Origin of the sequence: Erythrobacter donghaensis (genome assembly GCF_001557325.1) — a bacterium.
In the GTDB taxonomy this organism is placed as follows: Bacteria; Pseudomonadota; Alphaproteobacteria; order Sphingomonadales; family Sphingomonadaceae; genus Erythrobacter; species Erythrobacter donghaensis_B.
This window is the reverse complement of sequence record NZ_LSJS01000206.1, coordinates 13,401-30,227: the sequence shown is the minus strand read 5'-3', so window position 1 is coordinate 30,227 and position 16,827 is coordinate 13,401. Positions and strand designations below refer to the sequence as shown.

Annotated in this window: 19 protein-coding genes; 1 reads left to right on the top strand and 18 read right to left on the bottom strand. The window is 72.3% G+C overall.

Translation table 11 applies throughout. The features are described 5' to 3' along the window. Nucleotides 1-48: 48 nt before the first annotated feature. Nucleotides 49-927, top strand: a complete 879-nt coding sequence (locus tag AX692_RS12410; RefSeq protein WP_073974222.1) for an alpha/beta fold hydrolase — start codon at nucleotides 49-51, stop codon at nucleotides 925-927. Nucleotides 928-965: 38 nt separating this feature from the next. Here AX692_RS12410 and AX692_RS12405 read toward each other — a convergent pair whose 3' ends face one another. The 18 genes from AX692_RS12405 to AX692_RS12320 form a co-directional block, all read right to left on the bottom strand. Beyond that, nucleotides 966-1,331 (bottom strand): flagellar protein FliS, encoded by a 366-nt coding sequence (locus AX692_RS12405; protein ID WP_073974221.1) that lies wholly within the window; start codon nucleotides 1,329-1,331, stop codon nucleotides 966-968. A 12-nt stretch (nucleotides 1,332-1,343) separates the two neighbouring features. Continuing rightward, the gene (fliD, locus tag AX692_RS12400; protein ID WP_073974220.1) at nucleotides 1,344-2,786 is read right to left on the bottom strand and encodes a flagellar filament capping protein FliD; all 1,443 of its coding nucleotides are present in this window, start codon (nucleotides 2,784-2,786) and stop codon (nucleotides 1,344-1,346) included. A gap of 163 nt (nucleotides 2,787-2,949) precedes the next feature. Then, entirely contained in the window at nucleotides 2,950-4,083 is a 1,134-nt protein-coding gene (locus tag AX692_RS12395) for an EscU/YscU/HrcU family type III secretion system export apparatus switch protein (protein ID WP_073974923.1), read from the bottom strand. Then, complete coding sequence (locus AX692_RS12390; protein ID WP_073974922.1) at nucleotides 4,076-4,876, bottom strand: flagellar biosynthetic protein FliR; 801 nt, start codon at nucleotides 4,874-4,876, stop codon at nucleotides 4,076-4,078. The genes AX692_RS12395 and AX692_RS12390 overlap by 8 nt, the downstream gene beginning before the upstream one ends. Nucleotides 4,877-4,886: 10 nt before the next feature. Further along, a complete protein-coding gene (locus tag AX692_RS12385; protein WP_073974921.1) occupies nucleotides 4,887-5,159 on the bottom strand; it encodes a flagellar biosynthetic protein FliQ in 273 nt (90 codons plus the stop codon). Then, entirely contained in the window at nucleotides 5,156-5,962 is an 807-nt protein-coding gene (gene fliP / locus AX692_RS12380) for a flagellar type III secretion system pore protein FliP (protein WP_081095289.1), read from the bottom strand. The genes AX692_RS12385 and fliP overlap by 4 nt, the downstream gene beginning before the upstream one ends. Continuing rightward, nucleotides 5,962-6,252 carry a flagellar biosynthetic protein FliO gene (locus AX692_RS12375; RefSeq protein ID WP_073974920.1) on the bottom strand — a complete coding sequence of 97 codons (291 nt, stop codon included), beginning with the start codon at nucleotides 6,250-6,252 and terminating at the stop codon, nucleotides 5,962-5,964. The genes fliP and AX692_RS12375 overlap by 1 nt, the downstream gene beginning before the upstream one ends. A 21-nt stretch (nucleotides 6,253-6,273) precedes the next feature. Beyond that, on the bottom strand, nucleotides 6,274-6,606 hold the full coding sequence (locus tag AX692_RS12370) for a FliM/FliN family flagellar motor switch protein (protein ID WP_073974919.1): 333 nt from the start codon (nucleotides 6,604-6,606) through the stop codon (nucleotides 6,274-6,276). Then, nucleotides 6,603-7,547 (bottom strand): flagellar motor switch protein FliM, encoded by a 945-nt coding sequence (locus tag AX692_RS12365; RefSeq protein WP_081095288.1) that lies wholly within the window; start codon nucleotides 7,545-7,547, stop codon nucleotides 6,603-6,605. Before AX692_RS12365 ends, AX692_RS12370 begins: the two co-directional genes overlap by 4 nt. Further along, nucleotides 7,544-8,152, bottom strand: coding sequence for a flagellar basal body-associated FliL family protein (locus AX692_RS12360; RefSeq protein ID WP_073974917.1), 609 nt, complete (start codon nucleotides 8,150-8,152; stop codon nucleotides 7,544-7,546). The genes AX692_RS12365 and AX692_RS12360 overlap by 4 nt, the downstream gene beginning before the upstream one ends. 37 nt (nucleotides 8,153-8,189) lie before the next feature. Further along, nucleotides 8,190-9,812 carry a hypothetical protein gene (locus AX692_RS12355; protein WP_155644770.1) on the bottom strand — a complete coding sequence of 541 codons (1,623 nt, stop codon included), beginning with the start codon at nucleotides 9,810-9,812 and terminating at the stop codon, nucleotides 8,190-8,192. A 36-nt stretch (nucleotides 9,813-9,848) separates the two neighbouring features. Further along, nucleotides 9,849-10,286 (bottom strand): hypothetical protein, encoded by a 438-nt coding sequence (locus AX692_RS19700; protein WP_073973135.1) that lies wholly within the window; start codon nucleotides 10,284-10,286, stop codon nucleotides 9,849-9,851. Next, a complete protein-coding gene (locus AX692_RS12345) occupies nucleotides 10,279-11,571 on the bottom strand; it encodes a FliI/YscN family ATPase (protein ID WP_073973141.1) in 1,293 nt (430 codons plus the stop codon). The genes AX692_RS19700 and AX692_RS12345 overlap by 8 nt, the downstream gene beginning before the upstream one ends. Before the next feature lie 29 nt (nucleotides 11,572-11,600). Next, complete coding sequence (locus tag AX692_RS12340) at nucleotides 11,601-12,260, bottom strand: FliH/SctL family protein (RefSeq protein WP_073973134.1); 660 nt, start codon at nucleotides 12,258-12,260, stop codon at nucleotides 11,601-11,603. Continuing rightward, nucleotides 12,244-13,275, bottom strand: coding sequence for a flagellar motor switch protein FliG (fliG, locus tag AX692_RS12335; RefSeq protein ID WP_073973133.1), 1,032 nt, complete (start codon nucleotides 13,273-13,275; stop codon nucleotides 12,244-12,246). Before fliG ends, AX692_RS12340 begins: the two co-directional genes overlap by 17 nt. Further along, nucleotides 13,272-14,972 carry a flagellar basal-body MS-ring/collar protein FliF gene (fliF, locus tag AX692_RS12330; RefSeq protein ID WP_155644771.1) on the bottom strand — a complete coding sequence of 567 codons (1,701 nt, stop codon included), beginning with the start codon at nucleotides 14,970-14,972 and terminating at the stop codon, nucleotides 13,272-13,274. The genes fliG and fliF overlap by 4 nt, the downstream gene beginning before the upstream one ends. Nucleotides 14,973-14,975: 3 nt before the next feature. Then, entirely contained in the window at nucleotides 14,976-15,338 is a 363-nt protein-coding gene (gene fliE / locus AX692_RS12325) for a flagellar hook-basal body complex protein FliE (protein ID WP_073973132.1), read from the bottom strand. Then, nucleotides 15,335-16,651, bottom strand: coding sequence for a sigma-54 interaction domain-containing protein (locus AX692_RS12320; protein ID WP_230959790.1), 1,317 nt, complete (start codon nucleotides 16,649-16,651; stop codon nucleotides 15,335-15,337). The genes fliE and AX692_RS12320 overlap by 4 nt, the downstream gene beginning before the upstream one ends. Between the last annotated feature and the right edge of the window lie 176 nt (nucleotides 16,652-16,827).

Genomic DNA, 16,827 nt, shown 5'->3' with positions numbered 1-16,827 from the left:
AAAAGCGCCCGATTGACTCGGCGCAGGCGATGCGGTTGGGCGCAGGGCATGACCACGCCGCGACCCGCTCCGCAGACCCGTTTCTACCCCGTCAACGGCATCGACCTGGCCGTCCACGAATGGGCCTCCGATGGTGGCGGCGTGCCGCTGGTCTTCGCCCATGCGACGGGGTTTCACGGGCGGGTGTGGGACGCGATCGCCGAACGCTTCCCGGCGCATCCGGTCCACGCCATCGACCTGCGCGGCCACGGCCGGTCGCGCGCCGGGCCGATCGATGACTGGCGCCTTATGGCGAGCGATGTCGCTGAATTTCTTGATCAATCCGGCATCACCGCCGCGGTCGGCATCGGCCATTCGATGGGGGCGCACACCCTGCTTCAGGTCGCTGCCGATGCGCCGGGGCGCTTTGCCCGCCTCGTGCTGTTCGACCCCGTGATCCTCGCGCCCGAATTCTACGCGCCGAGCGAAGCGCTCTACACCGCCGACAACCCCCACCCCGCGATCCGCCGCAAGCGCGACTTCGCGAGCGCCGAGGCGATGATCGAGCGCTTCGCCACCCGCGATCCCTACGACCTGTTCGATGCACGCGTGTTCGAGGATTACTGCCGCCACGGCCTCGTCCCCGCCGCGAACGGGGACGGCCTCGAACTCGCCTGCGCGCCCGAGGTCGAGGCGAGCGTCTATGCAGCGAGCCGCAGCAATCCGGGCATTCTGGAGGCGGCAACGCGGGTCGCCATCCCAGTGCTGGTGGTGCGCGCCAGGCACACGACGCTTCAGGACTTCAAGAGCTCGCCGACGTGGTCCGGGCTGGCGGAGCGGCTGCCGCGGGGCACCGACCTCCACCGCCCCGACATGACCCACTTCCACCCGTTCCAGGATCCGCAGGATGCGGCGCGGATCATCGCGGAGTTCATCGGGGAAGCGTGATGTTCCGCAAATGTTTCACGTGAAACATTGCCCCCAGCCTAACCCGCCGCCTCCAGCAAATCGCTGATATCTTTCCGGATTTCTGCAATCGCCCGGGGATCGGCCTGTTGGATTTGCGCGCCCACCTGCCCGGCCAGCCCGCCATAGAAAGCCTTGAGGCTGGCACCCAGCGGATGGCCGGGGGCGACCGAGCGGGCCAGCCACACCAGAATCGTCTGCGCGCGCATCAGGGGCTCACGACCCGCCGATGACCCGCGCATTACCGCGCCATAGGCCTGCGCCAATGCGGCCTGCGCCTCTTCGAGGCAAATGCGGGTGAGATCGGCGCTGCCCGAGGCCTCGATCCGCGCATCGAGCGCGACGCGGCGATAGGCGGCGGCGGGGTTGCGGGAGAGCATCTGCATCGTTCCGGCCCCTTAGTTCTCATCCCGCGGCGCAAAGTTCGCGCGCACGAATTCGAGCGTCGATTGCGCCGCCGACACCCGCCGGCCCGAGGCGATCAGCTCGCGGCTCAGGCGCTCGCGCAGCGCTTCCTGCTGCTCGGCGATCCGCGCGAGGCGCTCGTCGGTCTGTTCGAGCTGGCGCTCGTAGCGCTGCACCGATCCGCCGAGCGAACCCGGATCACCCAGCAGCGTCGCCTCGCGCGCGAAGCGGTCGAAGGCGGCGAACACCCCGGTCGCGCCGGTGGTGAACAGCCCGGCGACCACCTCGGGCGAAGCCTCCAGCGCGCGATTGAGCGGCACGGGATCGAGCCGGAAGGTGCCATCGCGGTTGATCGCAACGCCAAGGTCGCCCAGCGTGCGCGGCTCGCCCGGGGCGGCATTGGGGTTGACCACCAGCCGCGAGAGCGCCGAAAGCTCGCGCCGCAATTCGCGCGCGCCGCTGTCGTTGCCCAGTTCCCCGCCGAGCGGCGCGGCCACGGTGTTGAGCTGCGCGGCGACGTCGTTCAGCGCGGCGACGAAATCGTTCATGACCGACGTGATCGCCGAACTGTCGTTGGTGAAGGACACCGTGGTCGGCGCGCCGACATTGGTGGCGGTGAGTTCGAGCGTGAAGCCCCCCGGCAGGCCGGTGACGCGGTTGGTGGGGCTGGTGATCTCGACCGTGTCGAGCACGAGGGTCGCATCGCCCGCCGTGCCGCGCAGTTCGCCCGCGTCGGTGGCGGGGGCCCAGGCGAGGTAGCTGAGATCGCCCGGCGCCGCCGCTCCCCCTGCGCCGACAGGCTCGAGCACGAAGCCGTTGGCCGCACCCTCTGCGCCCTTGAGCACCAGCTGCGCCCCGTTCGTGCCTTGCGCGACATAGGCGCTGACCGCGCCCCGGCTCTCGCGCGTGATCTTGGCGGCCAGCGTGGCGAGGGTGTCGTCGGCGGTGACGGTGATCGCCAGCGGATCGCGCGCGGCATCGGGGTTGAAGCTTGCGCCGTCGACCGTGCCGAAGCGGATGTTGAGCGTGCCCGCCCCGACCAGCGCGGTGCCGCTGGCATAGGCCCCCGTCACCAGCGTCTGGCTGCGGGCAAGCTCGGTCACCTCGAGCGAAAAACTGCCGCGCGGGGATAGGCCCGCAGGCACGGTTGCGCGCGCCACGGCGGCGTTGCCGATGCTTGCCTGCGGGGCGAGTTCGCCATTGCGGATACGGTCCCCCAACGCGCTCGCCAGCCCGGAGATCGAGCTGCGCAGCTGCGAGGCGGCGGAAATCTGCGCTTCCAGCGTCTCGCGGCGGGTCTCCACCGTCTGGCGCTGGAACCCGAAGCTCGCCTCGGCGATATCGGTCGCCAGCTGGCTGTAATTGATGCCGTTGCCGAAGCCGAGCGAGTTCAGGATCGATGAGCCGAAGTTTTCCATGTCGCTGAAGACGTCCATCCGGGGGTGGGTTTAAGGGGTTGATCCTCCCCTTAAGGGGAGGGGGACCATGCGCAGCATGGTGGAGGGGCGGGCGAGGGTGATCCAAAGGCTTTGTGCTCGGGGCAGCGCCGCTCGCCCCTCCACCACCCTGCGGGTGGTCCCCCTCCCCCAAGGGGGAGGATCATGTTTCGGCCCTCCCGTCGCCGTCGAAGCGCAGCGCCGTGGGCACCTCGATCACCGGGCGGCGCGGGCGCTGGCCGCGCTTCAAGGCCATCACGAAGGCCACCAGCGAGGCGAGCGCGACATAGAGCTCCTCGCGCACCATCTGGTTGGGGCGGGTGGTGAAATAGACCGCGCGGGCAAGGGTCGGGTATTCGAGCACCGGCAGGCCTTCCTCCGCCGCGATCTCGCGCATCGCGAGCGCGGTCTCCCCGCGACCCTTGCACAGCAGCAGCGGGGCCGGCGCGCGGGCCGGGTCGTAGGTCAGCGCGACCGCGAAGTGCAGCGGGTTGACGATCACGAACTGCGCCTCCTTCATCGCCTTGGCGACGCCCCCGCGCGCCAGGTCGCGCTGGCGCTGGCGGCGGGCGCCCTTCATCTCGGGCGAGCCTTCGGACTGCTTGTTCTCGTCGCGCACTTCCTGGAGGCTCATCATCAGCCGCTTGTCACGCTGGAAGCGTTGCAGCGGGTAGTCGATCGCGGCGATCACGACGAAGCCGATCAGCAGCGCCGCCGTCAGCGAGGTGATCGCATCGAGCCCGCGCGCGACCTGCGCCTCCAACGGCATCGCGCCCAGCGCCAGCAGTTCGGGCATGCGGCCCTTGGCCCAGACCCAGGCAATCCCGCCGAGCAGCGCGAGCTTGGCGAGGCCCTTGCCGAGCTCGATCAGCCCCTGCGTGCCGAAGATCCGCTTGAAGCCCGAGAGCGGGTTGATCCGCCGCGCCTTGAACCCGGCGTTTCCCGCAATCCAGCGCCCGTCCTGCCCCAGCAGCAATTGCGAGGCGGTGGTGACGAGGGCGACGATCGCGCCCAGCACCATGACCGGCGGCAGCGCGGCGAGCGCGGCGTCGGCCATGATCGCGCCGGGCGTGAAGCCGTCCAAAGCGGCGCGGTCGAAGCGGAAGCCCGCGCGCGCCACGCCTGCCATCCCTTCGGCGAGCCACTCTCCCAGGGCGTAGAGCCCGAGCACCCCCGCGCCGGTCGCGGCGAGGGTGGCGAGTTCGCGCGAGCGCAGGACATCGCCGTTCTTGGCGGCTTCCTCGCGGCGCTTCTGGGTCGGGGCGAAGGTCTTTTCGCCGGCGGTCTCCTCAGCCATCGGGCGCTGCCTCGGGCTGGATCAGCGCTTGCGATTGTTCGAGCGCGGCCTCGATCGCGCCGCGCATCTGCGCGGTCATCACCGGCAGCGCGATGATCATCGCCGCGATCCCGGCGATCACGCCTGCGGGCAGGCCGAGCGCATAGAGGTTGAGCGAGGGGGCCGAGCGGGCGATCAGCCCGGTGACGATCTGCACCAGCAGCAGCACCAGCACCACCGGCAGCGCGATGGCGGCGGCGGTGGCGAGGCCGTAGCCCATGAACATGACCACGCTCTCGGCCCGCCACGCGCCGAAGGCATAGCTGCCCGCCGGCAGCAGCCGGTAGCTTTCGATCAGCAGCTCGAACCACAGGAGATGCGCGCCGGTGGCGTAGAACAGCAGGCTCATGACGAGACCGAAGAAGGTGCCCAGCGCCCCCGATTGCGCGCCGCTCGCGGGGTCGATCGAGGTGGCGATGGCGAGGCCCATGGTGCCCGCGATCTGCTCGGCGGCGATGAGGGGGATGGCAAAGGCGATCTGGAGCACGAAGCCGAGCATCAGGCCGACCGCCACCTCCTGCACCACGGCGAGCACGGCGGCGATGCTCAGCATCGGCGGGGGTGCGGGGAGCGGCACCCAGTTCGCCACGAAATGGCCCAGCACGAGGCTCAGGAGGATGCGCAATTGCACCGGCACCCCCGTGCCCCCGATCATCGGCGCGGCCATCAGCGCCGCGCCGCTCCTGATCGAGAGCAGCATGATCACCCACAGCTGCGCCTCGAGGCTGCCGAAGCCGGGGTCGAGGATGTTCACCGGCCCAGTCTCACCGCGACAGGTCGGCGACCTGCGCCATGATCTCGCGGGTGAAATCGGCCAGCAGCCCCATCATCGCCGCGCCCAGCACGACGAACACCAGCGCGGTGATCGCGAGCTTGGGGATGAAGGAGAGGGTCTGCTCGTTGACCGAGGTGGCAGCCTGGATGATCCCGACGACGAGTCCGACGACCAGCGTCGCGATCAGCACCGGCCCTGCGATCAGCGCGGTCACCCACAGGGTCTGGTCCGCCAATGCGAGGAGCTGCGCGTCCTCGGTCATGTCGCAAAGCTCAGCGCAAGGCTGCCCATCAGCAGCGCCCAGCCATCGACCAGCACGAACAGCAGCAGCTTAAAGGGCAGCGAGATGATGGTGGGCGAGAGCATCATCATGCCGAGGCTCATCAGCACGCTCGCGACGACGAGGTCGATGACGAGGAAGGGCAGGAAGATCATGAAGCCGATCTGGAAGGCGGTCTCGAGCTCGCTGGTGACGAAGGCCGGGAGCAGGATCGAGAAGGGCACGTCCGCGCCGCTCCTGAAGGTGCCGCCGCCCGCCATGTCGGTGAACATGATGAGGTTCGCCTCGCGGGTCTGGGCCATCATGAAGGTGTGGAACGCCTCGCCCGCCTTGCCGATCGCGGCGTCGGCCGACAGGGCTCCGCTCGCATAGGGGGCGATCGCCTGCGCGTTCACCACGTCCAATGTCGGGGCCATGACGAACAGCGAGAGGAACAGCGCCAATCCGGCCAGCACCTGTCCCGGCGGCGAGCCCTGCAAGCCCAGCGCCTGGCGCAGGATCGAGAGCACCACGAGGATGCGCAGGAAGCTCGTCATCATCAGCACCAGCGCGGGCAGGATGGTGAGGAGACCCATCACCACCAGCAGCTGGAGCGACATGCTCAGCGGGCTGTCATCCCCCGCCCCCTCGTCGCCCAGCGCCCGCTCGACCGCCGCGCCCAGGCCCGCCACCGCAGGTTCGGGCACGGCGACGGGAGCGGCGAAGGCCGCATCGGGCACCGCCCAGAACATGGTTAACGCGGCAAGGCACACGAGGCCTGCGCGGATCATCGCAGCGGCGCGCATCACTCGCTCTCCGCAGGAACCGCAGCGGTGAGGGGTGCCTCGCCCAACCGCACGAGGCCCTGCCGGGTGCAGCCGAGCAGGATCTCGCGGTCGCGGAAGCGCACCACGGCGAGCTTCATGCCGGGCGCGATCAGGCTGGTCTCGATCAGCTGGAGCTGCCGCCCCGCACCCGGAGCGCCGGGGGTCTGGCCGAGCCGGGTCTGGAGCCAGCGGGTCAGCCACAGGCTCCCCCAGATCAGCCCCGCCAGAACCGGCAGCAGCAGCGCAAGGCGCAGGAGATATTCGAGCATGGTCTGCGACCCCTCGCCCGCTTACAGCGCGTCGTCGGTGGAAACGGCAGGCGCGGCGGGTGTCGGCGCCGCGACTTCGCCCGAGGGCGGAACGTCCTGCCCGTCCTCGCCCACGAGGCTGACGATCCGGAGCGCAAAGCGGCCCTTCTCCGCCACCACCTCGCCGCGTGCAATCACGCGGCCGTTGGCGGTGACATCGAGCAGCTCGTCGGTCAGCCGGTCGAGCGTCACGGTGCTCCCCTCGCCCAGCATCAGCACCTCGCGCAGGGGCATTTCGGTACGGCCGAGCTCGACCGAGAGGCGCACGGCAACGTCGCCGAAACGGGCGAAAGCGGCGGGTTGGTAAGCGGTCATGGTGCGACACCTTCAGGCTGGACGGATTGGGGAATGCGGGTGAGGCGGATCGCCATGCGGTCCTCGGCGGCGCCGACGCTGCCTTGGGCGACCAGCGTCTCGCCCGCCAGCAGCGGCACCTGCCGGCCCATCGCGAGCGGGATGGTGTCGCCCGGGGCAAGGCTCTGGAGCCGCGCCAGCGACAGGTCGAATTCGGCGAGCACCACGTGGAGCGCCAGCGGCACCTCGGCAAAGGGCGCGGCGAAGGGGCTCGCCGCCGTGCGCGCAGGTCGCGGGCGCAGGCGCCGCCCGCCGCCGGGCAGCAGCCGCGCCATGCGCTCGGCCGACACCGCCAGCGCCGCGCGCCAGGTGCAGCCCTGACGGTTGGCGATCTCGAGCACGAAGAACAGCGTCTGGGCATCGAGCGCGAAGGGCTTCAATCGCGCCGCGCTCTCGCTGCGCACGATCACCTCACCCCTCGTGGAGGCCCCCGCCGGGGGCGGCATGTCGCCATAACTCGCCGCGGTGATCGCGCCCGCGATCATCGTCGCGGTCTCCTCCACCAGCAGCGCGGCCGAGCGCGGCAGGGCCTCGGGCACATGCCCACTGACCCGCCCGTCGCCGCCGAAGCTGCGGTCGGTGAGCGCGATCGCGGTGGCGAAATCGAAGCTCAGGAGCGCGGTCTCCCCGCTCGCCCCGCAGCGGATCAGGCTGTTGGCGGCGAGCGGCCCGATCCTGCGCAGCGCGTCGGCGCCGGTGAGGCGCTCGGGCTCGGTGACGTTCACATCGAGCCGGTCGCCCGAGAGCAGCCCCGACAGGTCGTCGGCCAGCAGCCGCGCCAGATCGCGGCGCCATGCCGCCATCAGCGCGGCGCTTTCCTCCGGGCGGGGCCCACGCGTCGTCAGCTCGGCGCAATGCACCGCCGCGGCGCGCGCGGGCGCGAAATCATTGCCCATCCTCATTGGACCAGGAAGCCCTTGAAGACCACCGCGTCGATCCCGCCAAAGCCTTCCTGCTCCTCCAGCACCTGGTTGACCGCCTTGGTCAGCCGCTGGGCGAGCTTCTTCTTGCCCTCGACATCATAGGCCTCGGCCTCGGTGGTCGCGGCGAGCTGGCCGAGGATTGCGGAGCGGATCGCGAGTTCGTGAACCTTGACCCATTGCAGCACGCGCCCGTCGCGGCGGGTCGAGACCGCCAGTTCGACCTGGATCAGCCCCGCCGAATCCGCGAGATTGGACGTGAAGGCCTCCTCAAAGGAATAGTAGGCGGTGCGGTACTTGCTGCCGCCCTCGCCGTAGACGGTACCGGCGCCTTCCTTGTCCTTGTCCTTGGACGGGGGGGCGTAGGGGTCTTCCTCGTCCTTGCGCACCAGCTTGGGCTCGTCGATCTTGTGCTCGCCCTCGCCGCCGCCGAACAGGCCCATCGCATAGGCGCCGTAAGCCCCGCCCGCGCCGGTGCCGAGCAGCAGCACCGCGCCGAGCACGATCTTGACCAGCCCGCCCTTGCCCGACTTGCCGCCCCCGCCGTCTCCGGCGCCGCCCTCGGCCTTGTCCTTACCCTTCGCCATGCCCTGTCAGCTCCATGTCGTGTCGCGCCCGCCGCGATCAGGCGAACAGGCCGCCCGATCCCGAGGCAAGGGCTGCGGGATCCTCCGCCTCGCTTGCCCCGCGCGCCGCCAGTTCGGCGGCGGTGGAGGGGCGGCGGTGATCCGGCGCAGCCTCGCCGTCTCGGTGACCCGATTGGCCCAGGTATGGTTGAGGCGATCCTTGACCGCCGTTAGGGGATGATCCGTAACGCTGGTCGCCAGCCCCATTCTGGGACGCGCCGGAATGGCCCGAGAAGCTCGCCGAGCTCTCGGCGGCAGCGGCGATGGCGCGGGTCTCGAGCGCGGCGTGGATCGCGGGGACGAAGCCGGGATCGCGGCTCGCCAGCACCGCGCGCCACTGGTCGGGCGCGGCCGGTTCGAGCCTGAGCGAGACCGCCCCGAACTCGGCATGGGTGAGCGTCATCGCGGGCCGCGCATTGCGCAGCGCCTCGCGGATGTCGCCGACCTGGGCGATGGCGGATTCGAGCTGCGGCGCGGCAGGGGCGGCGATCGCCCCCCGTGCATCGGCGGGACGCTCGGGGAGCGGCGCAACGGCTGGGGACGACGCCGCGACGGGCGAGCCGGCGGCGGGCGTGGCGGCAGAGGCATTCGCGGAGGCAGCGGCGATCCCGGCATCCGGCAGAGCGGTTGTGCCCGCAGCAGAAGCGAAGACCGGCTCCGCCGCCAGCGCGGGCGCAGGCGCGGGCAGGGCATCCGCCGCCAACGCCCCTGCCCCTGCGCCCGGCGCCTCGCCGCGCGCAAGCGGGGAGGCCGCCGGTGCGGGCAAGCCGGGCCGCGCAGGGCCTCCGCTCGTCTCCACCCCGGCGCCGGGCGCGGCGGCAGGGCGCGCAAAGGCAGCGGCGCGCGGGACAGCAACAACCGCAAGCGCGGCCGGGGCGGCGCTTGCGCCGGTCGCCCAGGTCGCGGGCGGAGGCGGCGAAGCGGGCACGAGGTTTGCGGCAACGCCCTCACCGGGCATCGCCGGATCAAGGGGCAGCGTCGGCGCAAGCGCTTGCGGCAGGGTCGCGGGATCGGGAATGGCCGCCAGCGCCGCTTCGGGCGCCGCCGCCTTGTCCCCCGGTGCGGGGGCGGCGTCTTCCGGTTCGGCCGGAGCGAGGCTCGCGCTGCCGAGGGGGCCGCCGAGGGGATCGCGCGGCTCGGGCCGCAGCGCGAGGTGGGGCAGCGCAGCGGCGTGAGGCAGCGCCTCGTCTTCGACCCCGGGCGTGCGCGCCGACACTGCAGGGCCCTGGTGCGGCGCGCGGGGTGCGGCAGCAGGCGGGGTCGGCACGCTCGTGGGCGCCGCGATCCGGACAGCCGGCCCATCGCCGGGCGGCAGGGCCGGCGGCAAGAGCGCGCCCGATTCCGGCAGGATCTTGCCGCCCGGCCATCCGGCGAGCGCGCCCGTCGGCGCGGCCTCGGCCTGGAGCAGGGGGGGCAACGACGGAGCGTCTTCGGACGCAGGCGCGGACGCAGGCGCGGGCACAGGCGCGGGCGCGGGTGCCGCGAACGCCTCGAGCAGGTCGGCGAAGTTGGGCATCGCGCCGCCGGGCGCAGGCGCAGGCGCGGGCGCGGGGCCACCCGCCAGCGCGTCGGTGGCGGAAGGCCTCGGGCCGTCGGGCAGGAGCGGGAGCAGGCTGGTCACGGCGGGCATCATCCTTGTCGCGCTGGAGGGGGCAGATCAGTCGTCCCGACGGCTCTGCAACTTGCGTGCCAGCGGCACCTCGCGGGCCGCCGCCCGGCGTTCCTGCGCGGCTGCGAGCGCCACGCGCGCCTCCGTGCTCATCTCGGCAAGGCGCTTCGCGCGGGTCTCGGTGCGGGCAAGCGCGTCGGCCTGCCATTCGCGCTGGCGGGCGGCATCGCGCGCCGCGTCCCCGGCATTGGCGGCGAGCTGGGCAAGCCCCGCGGTGAAGGCCGCGCGCTGGGCCAGCGCCGCGCCGGTGGTCGCCCCCTCGCGCGCCGCGCTTGCCGCGACCAGGCGCAGGCTGCGCGCGGCGAGTGCGGCCCCGCGCGCCTCGGCCTCGAGCGCCTCGGCCAGCGCGCGCAGGGCCTGCTTGCGCGCGACCTCGGCGATCAGGCTCTGCCGTCTGAGCAGCGCGAGGCGGCGGGCTTCACGCATGCATCAGTTCGAGCAGCGCCTGCTGGCTCGCCGCCAGCCCCACCGCCTCGCCCCGGGGCTGGGTGAGGAAGGCGTCGATCGGCCCCGAAAGCGCCAGCGCCTCGTCGAGCAGCGGGTCGCCCCCGGCGCGATAGGCGCCCATCATGACCAGATCGCGCCCGCTCTCGCGCGCCGCGATCAGCGCCCGCAGACGCCGCGCCGCTGCGGCGACGGGCGGGGTCACGACATCGTCCATCACCCGGCTCAGCGAGGCGGGGATATCGATCGCGGGATAGTGCCCGCGCGCCGCCAGCTCGCGCGAGAGCACGATGTGGCCGTCGAGGATCGCGCGCGCGGTGTCGACCACGGGGTCGTTGGTGTCGTCGCCATCGGCGAGCACGGTGTAGATCCCCGTCATCGCCCCGCCCGTCCTTGCCGAATTGCCCGCGCGCTCCACCAGCCGCGTGATCGCCGCGAGCGCAGAAGGGGGATAGCCCCGCGCCGCGCCGGGCTCGCCCAGCACCAGCGCGAGCTCGCGCGCGGCATGGGCGACGCGGGTCAGGCTGTCGAGGATCAGCAGCACGCGCTTGCCCTGCGCGCGGAAATATTCGCCGATCGCGCAGGCATATTGCGCTGCGCGCAGCCGCAGGTTGGGCGCGTGGTCGGCGGGGACGGCGACCACCACGATCCCGCCGCGCCGGTGCCCGACCATGTGCCGGCCCACGAAGTCCGAGACCTCGCGCGCGCGCTCGCCGATCAGCGCGACCACGGTGACATCGGCGACCGCGTGGCCGGCGATGGTGTCGACCAGCACCGATTTGCCCACGCCCGAGCCCGCCATGATCCCGAGCCGCTGACCGACCCCCATCGCGGCGAGCGCATTGATCGCGCGCACCCCGCAATCGAAGGGCGCCTCGACACTCGCCCGCTCCAGCGCGCCCTCGCGCCTGCCGCCGAGCGGCCAGGCCTGCGGCAGATCGAGCCGCGGGCCGCCGTCGATCGGATCGCCCAGCGCATCGACCGCGCGCCCGAGCAGCGCCTCGCCGACGCGCACCTCGCCGGGCTGGCCGAGCGCGCGCACCCGCGCCTGCGGGCGCAGCAGCATCGCATCGCCCAGCAGCATCATCAGCGAGTGCCCTGCGCGAAAGCCGATCACCTCGGCGAGGCACTCGGCCCCGGCATCGTTCTCGATCAGGCCGAGCGAGCCGACCGGCAGCGGGAGCCCGGCGACCTCGATCAGACCGCCGTCGCAGGTCACCACCCGGCCGGTCAGCACCGGGCCACTGGCGACCGGCGCGGCGCGCATCCGCGCGAGATCGAGTTGAAGTTCGCCGATCACAGGCGCAGCGCTGCGGCAATCGCCCGGCGCCATTCGGCCGGGCCGTCGCTGACCGTGCCCTCCGCACCCTCGATCACGACGCTGCCGGGTTCGAGTGCGGCATCGGGCACAATCCGCATCGCGGCAAGCGCCTCTTCGCCCAGGAGCGCGATGTCATCCGGGTGGAGATGCAGCACCAGCGTGTCGGCCGCCCCGCCGATCCGGCGCGCGGCGGCGATGCAGCGCTCGCGCAAGGCGGACGGATCGCGCGCGGCCTCGCCCAGCACGCCGTCGCACAGGTGGAGGACGGTCGCGGCCAGATCATCGGCCAGCACGCCGAGCGCGACCTCGTCGAGCGTGCGGAAGGTCAGGCGCAGGGCCCGCTGGCGTGCGCTGCGCGCCTCGCCTTCGGCTTCGGCGGCGGCGCGGCCTGCGGCGATGCCATCGGCATGGGCCCGCGCGAGCGCCTCGGCGTGGCGATCGGGTTCATCGGCATCGGCCGCCGCCGGCGCGGGAGGTGGAGCAGGCTCCTCGGGCGCAGCGAACAGCGGCGCCTCGCGGAAGCCCGCGGTCTCGCCCTCGCCAAGCAGCGCGAGCCAGCCGGGGGCGTTCTCCTCGGCGATGTCGGGATCGGGCGCGGCGGCAAACGCGCCGACCCAATCAGACGAATTCGCCATTGCCGCTTCCGATCACGATCTCGCCCGCATCGGCCAGCCCGCGGGCGATCTCGACGATCGCCTTCTGCGCCGCGGCGACGTCCTTCTTGGCCAGCCGCCCGCGCAGGTCGATCTCGTCGCGCACGCCGTCCGCCGCGCGGCTCGACATGGCGGCGAAGAAGGGCGCGCGCTCGGGTTCCCTGAGGCCCTTGAGCGCATCGACCAGCTTCTCGTTGTCGACATCGCGCAGCAGGCGCCCCATCGACATCGGGTCGAGCGCGAACAGCATCTCGAAGGTGAACAGCTCCTCCTCGATCTTCTCGGCGAGCGGCGCATCGCGCTCGGCGATCGCGGGGAGCACGGTGCCCCGCAGCTCTCCGGCCGCAAGGTTGATGAGGTTCGCCGCTTCGCGCGGCCCGCCCAACATCAGCGCCGCGGTGCCATAGGTGGCGGAGATGCGCTGGGTCAGCAGCGTGTCGATGGTGGCGATCGCGGTGACGGAGATCGAACCGCTCTTGGCGACGCGCTCGACCACCAGCGTCTGGAGTTCGAGCGGCAGCATCGCCAGCACCTCGGCGGCAGGCTCGGGCTCGATCAGGAGAAGCAGCGCGGCGATCACCTGCGGGTGTTCATCGAGGATCAGGCGCACCAACACGCCGGGCGCGAGCCACTTCGCCAGCTCGAGCGAGCGCGGGGCGGCATCGGGCTCGATGCGCTGCATCATGCTCTCCGCGCGCGCGGGGCCCAGCGCCTTGTCGAGCAGCGTGCGCACCCGGTCGCCCCGCCCGCGCATCGGCAGCATCTCGCGCGCCGCCTCGCCCGCGAAATCGGCGAGCGCCTCGGCCATGTGCGGCTGTTCGATCTCGCCCAGCGCCATCATCGCCGCGCCGAGCTTCTCGAGCTCTTGCGGCGAGAGGCGCGAGAGCAGCCCGGTCGCCTCCTCGTCGCCGAGCAGCATCAGGAACACCGCGGCGCGGTCGACGCGGGTCAGCAGCGGCGCGGGGGCGGCGGGGGTGGGGAGCGCTTCGGGCGTCATGCCGCCTCAGCCTCCTCCGGGCGCGGTTCGGGCGCTTCGAGCATGCGCTGGAGCGCCTCGACCGCGCGCTCGGGCTGCTGCGCCGCGAGCCGCCGCGCGAGTTCGACCTGGCGCGGCAGATCGGTATCAAGAGACATGGGCGGGACGCCGCTGTCGGTGGTGCCGAGCGGGGCGCCAGCGCCCTCGCCCGCTTCCTCGTCATCCGCCGCGAGCGCCAGCGGCGCGTCATCGGCAGCGGCCCCGTCGCCGCTCTTGCCCTTGGCTCCCCCGCCGCCGCCGCGCAGCTTGCCGATCAGCGGCCTGACCGCGAGCAGCAGCACCAGCAGCACCGCGATCAGCGCGGTGCCATAGCGCACCAGCATCGCGAACCACGGCTCTTCGTAGAAGGCGGGCGGCGTGAGATCGGCGGGCTCGAACTTGCTGGCGACGACCTGCACCGTGTCGCCGCGCTGGGTGTTCGCGCCCACCGCCGCGCTCACCAGCGCCTGCAATTGCTGGCGGGTCAGCGGGGCGGCGGCCTTCAAGGCCTTGTCGCTGACCGCCACCGCGACCGAGAGCGTCTTCAGCGCCCCCGGGCCAGCGGTGGTGACGGCGACCTCGCGGCCCAGTTCATAGGCGCGGTCGGTCGCGGTTTCGGTGTCGGAGGTGGTCGCCTGCGCGGGCGTGGTCGGCTGCGGCGGGCCGTTGACGAGTTGCGCCTGCGGGGGCGGGGTGTTGGCCGGAACGCCGGGGACGCCGCCCGCGGGCGCAGTGCCGGTGCGGGTCGCCTCGCGCGCGCTCTCGGAGCGGATCGCGCCCTCCTTCTCGTAGGTCTCGCGCGCGGTGGTGACCTCGCTCTTCTCGAGCTCGACCTGCACCTGGGCGCTGAAATTGCCCTCGCCCAGCAAGGGGAGCAGGAGCGCATCGAGCTGTTCGCGCAGCTTGGCCTCGTGCTCGCGCTGGAGATCGAGGCCCTCGCCCTGCTGCGACTTGGGGTCGGAGAGCAGGCGGCCGTTCTGATCGACCACGCGCACCGCATCGGGGCTCATCCCTGGGACGCTGGCGGCAACCAGGTTGACGATCGCGCCCACTTGCTCGGGACTGAGGCTGCGCCCGCCCACCAGCCGCACCATCACCGAAGCGCTGGGCGCATTGTTCTCGCGCACGAAGACCGAGCGTTCGGGCGTGGCGAGGTGGACGCGCACGCTCTCGATCCCGTCGATCTCGCGGATCGTCAGCATCAGCTCGCGTTCACGCGCGAGGCGCAGGCGTTCGCCTTCCAGCGTGCGCGAGGTGCCCAGAGGCATCGCGTCGAGCATCGCCTCGGCGCCTTCGGGCGCGGCGATCCCGGCGTCGCTCGCGACCAGCATCTTGGCGCGGTAGACATCGTTCTCCGACACCCGGATCGCGCCGGTGGAATTGTCGATCGCATAGGCGATGCCGCCGCTCTCGAGCGTTTCGACCACCTTGGCGCGCTCGGCGTCGGTGAGGCTGGTGTAGAGCACGCGGTCCGCGCCCGAGGAGATCGCCATCCACAGCGTGGCCGCAGCCGCGACCGCGCCCAGGGCGCCCAGCGCAGGGAGCGCGCGGGCGAGTGCGGGCTGGCTGACGAAGCCCTGCATGCCGGGCGGCAGCATGGTGCGCCAGCCGCTTGCAGGCGCGGGCGGTGCAGCGGGCAGGCCTGCGGGATCGGCAGGGACGGGAAGCGCCTCGGCCATCTATCAGCCCCCCATCCGCATGATGTCTTGATAGGCGGTGAGCAGCTTGTTGCGCACCTGGAGCGTGGCTTCGAAGGCGACCCCCGCTTCCTGCCGCGCGAGCATCACCTGCGCGACATCGGTCACCTGGCCGCGCTCGAAGGCGACCTGCATCTGGCTCGAATGCTCCTGCACCGCGCTGACCTGCTTCAGGGCATTGTGGAGCGTGTCGGCAAAGCCCGCACCCGGCGCCCGGCCGGGCACGGCGAGCGCGCTGCCCGCTTCGCTCGCCGCGCGCACGTCGCGCAGCGCGGCGTTGCGGGCGAGCACCTGGCTGCGCAGCGCCATCACGTCCTCGACGCCAAAGCCGACCCTGAGCGCGTTCATGCCGCACCTCCCGCTGCGAGCATCCCCGCGCCGCGCATCGAGGCGAGGCGGTAGCGCAGCGTGCGTTCGGAAATGCCGAGCGTGCGCGCGGTGGCGGCGCGGTTGCCGCCGTGGCGGCTCAATGTCTCGAGGATCGCGCGCGCCTCGGAGGCGAAGGCGACATCGGAGAGCGAGCGCGGGGCGGTGATGCGGGTCAGCGCGGAGGCGCCGGCGGCGGCCGTCTCGGCGACGGGGCGCACCGCGGTGTCGAACACGATATGCTCGGGCGCGATCGCGCCCGTGCCGCCGCCGAGCAGGATCGCGCGGCGGATCACGTTCTCGAGCTCGCGGACATTGCCCGGCCAGGGATGGGCCTCGAGCGCGGCGAGCGCCTGCGGGGAGAGCCACCCGGGCTGGCCGGCGGAGGGCGCGTGGCGCAGCAGCATCGCGAAGGCGAGCGGGGCGATATCGCCCGGCCGGTCGCGCAGCGCGGGGAGCGCGAGGGGAAAGACATTGAGGCGGTAGAGCAGATCCTCGCGGAACCGCCCGGCCTCGACCTCGGCAGCAAGATGCCGGTTGGTCGCGGCGACCACCCGGACATCGACCTTGAGCGGCTTCGTCGCGCCCAAGGGCAGCACCTCGCCCTCCTGCAGCGCGCGCAGCATCTTGGATTGCAGCGCCAGCGGCAGCTCGCCGACCTCGTCGAGCAGCAGCGTGCCGCCATCGGCGGCGCGGAACAGGCCCTCGGCCGCCTCGGCCGCGCCGGTGAAGGCACCCTTGCGATGGCCGAACAGCAGCGCCTCGAGCATGGCTTCGGGCATGGCGGCGCAGTTGACCGCGACAAACGGCCCGCCCGCGCGGGCGGAAAGACGGTGGACGAAGCGCGCGAGCACTTCCTTGCCGGTGCCGGTCGGGCCTTCGAGCAGGACCGGGATGTCGGAGGCAGCGATTCGTTCGGCGAGCGTCAGCAGCGCGAGCGACTGCGGATCGCCCGCCACCGGCCAGCCGCCCTGCGCCGAAGCCGCGATCAGCGCCGCGCGCGCCTGGGTGATCTCGGCGGGATCATAGGCAAGGCTGATGCGCCCCTCTCCCGCGAGCGCGAGCGCGCAGGTATCGGCATGGGCGAGGGTGATCGCCACCTTGCCGCCGCGCGCGATCCCCGCCGCCATCGCCGGCGGCAGGCCATCGCCCAGCACGATGCGGTCGCGCTGCCAGCTGCCGCCCATCAGCGGCACGGTCATGCCGATCAGGATATCGTGCGCGCCGGGCGCGGGCGCGCCTGCTTGCGGCTCCCCCCTGGTGCGGCGCGTCGGTCCGATCGCCGGTTGCATCATGCTTGCCCCTGAATGGTTGGTCTCGTGGTCGGTCTCGGCAATCCTGTGCCGCATACAGGCTGGACAGGAGGCAAATTTAAGCCCCCGTAGCTTTCCCTAGACCGGCCCGATGCAGGCGCGCCGCGGCTGCGGCAGGATCCGGCGGCCCATCGCCGCCTTTCGCTCAAACCATTGAT